4 protein-coding genes and 1 pseudogene are annotated in these 1,520 nt (G+C 52.2%); all 5 read right to left on the reverse strand.

Annotation, left to right across the window (positions count from 1 at the left end):
* Window positions 1–146: pseudogene (locus CFE47_RS31155) on the reverse strand (phenylalanine--tRNA ligase subunit alpha); the annotation flags it as partial.
* A gap of 109 nt (window positions 147–255) precedes the next feature.
* Window positions 256–612: a 50S ribosomal protein L20 gene (gene rplT, locus CFE47_RS31160; RefSeq protein WP_007913489.1), complete on the reverse strand. Its 357-nt coding sequence runs from the start codon at window positions 610–612 to the stop codon at window positions 256–258.
* Between the two features lie 30 nt (window positions 613–642).
* Window positions 643–837, reverse strand: a complete 195-nt coding sequence (rpmI, locus tag CFE47_RS31165; RefSeq protein ID WP_002553160.1) for a 50S ribosomal protein L35 — start codon at window positions 835–837, stop codon at window positions 643–645.
* A gap of 60 nt (window positions 838–897) precedes the next feature.
* On the reverse strand, window positions 898–1,449 hold the full coding sequence (gene infC, locus CFE47_RS31170; protein WP_169850653.1) for a translation initiation factor IF-3: 552 nt from the start codon (window positions 1,447–1,449) through the stop codon (window positions 898–900).
* Window positions 1,449–1,520, reverse strand: a 72-nt coding sequence (locus tag CFE47_RS31935) for a hypothetical protein (RefSeq protein WP_502695548.1), incomplete at its 5' end; no start/stop codon positions are given. The genes CFE47_RS31935 and infC, both read right to left, overlap by 1 nt.

Consider the following 1,520-nt stretch of genomic DNA (forward strand, 5'->3'; position numbering starts at 1 on the left):
GGCAAATTCCCCAGGGTCTTCATCACCTGAGTCAATTCACCCTTTTTGCCAAGGTAGTGAACCCGGATTTGCTCCAGGGCATTGATATCTTCAGCGCTTTGCACAGCCTCAAGAGCTTGAGCGACGAGCGCGTCCAGGTTTTCCATGTACAGACTCCAGATACAAAATAGGGGAAGAGCTTGAAGGCTCTTCCCCTATTTAAGACGTTCACCACCTTGGGCTGCAGGAGCAACCCAGGGTGACTGTCGGGGGTACTTAAGCCAAGGTGGCTTTAGCTTTCTCGACAATCGCGGCAAACACCGCTTTTTCGTTCACTGCCAGATCAGCCAGAACCTTACGGTCGATCTCGATGGACGCTTTTTTCAGGCCAGCGATGAAACGGCTGTAGGACAGACCGTTAACACGTGCACCAGCGTTGATACGAGCGATCCACAGAGCGCGGAACTGACGTTTTTTCTGACGACGGTCACGGTAGGCGTATTGGCCTGCCTTGATTACCGCTTGCTTGGCAACACGGAATACGCGTGAACGCGCGCCGTAGTAGCCTTTAGCAAGTTTCAGAATTTTTTTGTGACGCTTACGGGCAATGACGCCACGCTTTACACGAGCCATGAGTTACTTCCTCTATTCTTGATCCAAAAATTAACGAAGGCGCAGCATGCGCTCGACTTTTGCCACGTCAGACGGATGCAGCAAGCTGCTACCGCGCAGTTGACGCTTACGCTTGGTCGACATTTTGGTCAGGATGTGGCTCTTGAAAGCGTGCTTGTGCTTGATACCGTTAGCAGTTTTCAGAAACCGCTTAGCAGCACCACTTTTAGTCTTCATCTTTGGCATGTTCGGATACTCCGCATTCAGTTGATAAACATAATCAGAAGGCCTGCCGTGCCCTGTTGATTACTTCTTCTTTTTCGGGGCGATGACCATGATCAGCTGGCGTCCTTCCATCTTAGGATGCTGTTCGACCGAACCGTACTCGAGCAGGTCAGCTTCAACCCGCTTGAGGAGTTCCATCCCCAGCTCCTGGTGGGCCATCTCACGGCCGCGGAATCGCAAGGATACCTTGGCCCTGTCCCCATCACTCAGGAAACGTACCAGGTTGCGCAGTTTTACCTGGTAATCCCCTTCCTCCGTCCCTGGACGAAACTTGATTTCTTTTACTTGAATCTGCTTTTGGTTCTTCTTCGCCGCAGCAATCTGCTTCTTCTTTTCGAAGATCGATTTGCCGTAGTCCATCACCCGGCAAACAGGCGGGACTGCGTCGGCGGAGATTTCCACCAGGTCCAATTTGGACTCTTCAGCGATACGAAGCGCTTCATCAATCGAGACGATGCCAATCTGCTCGCCGTCAGCGCCAATTAACCGAACCTCGCGTGCCGAGATATTCTCGTTGATCGGGGCTTTCGGTGCAGCTCGTTTATCTTGTCTCATTTCACGCTTAATAATAATTACTCCGAATCTGGGCGACCACGCCGGGAAACCGCTTGCGCGAGGAACTCAGCGAACTGGGCGACGGGCAT

The organism is Pseudomonas sp. PGPPP1 (assembly GCF_002255865.1).
GTDB lineage: Bacteria > Pseudomonadota > Gammaproteobacteria > Pseudomonadales > Pseudomonadaceae > Aquipseudomonas > Aquipseudomonas cremoris.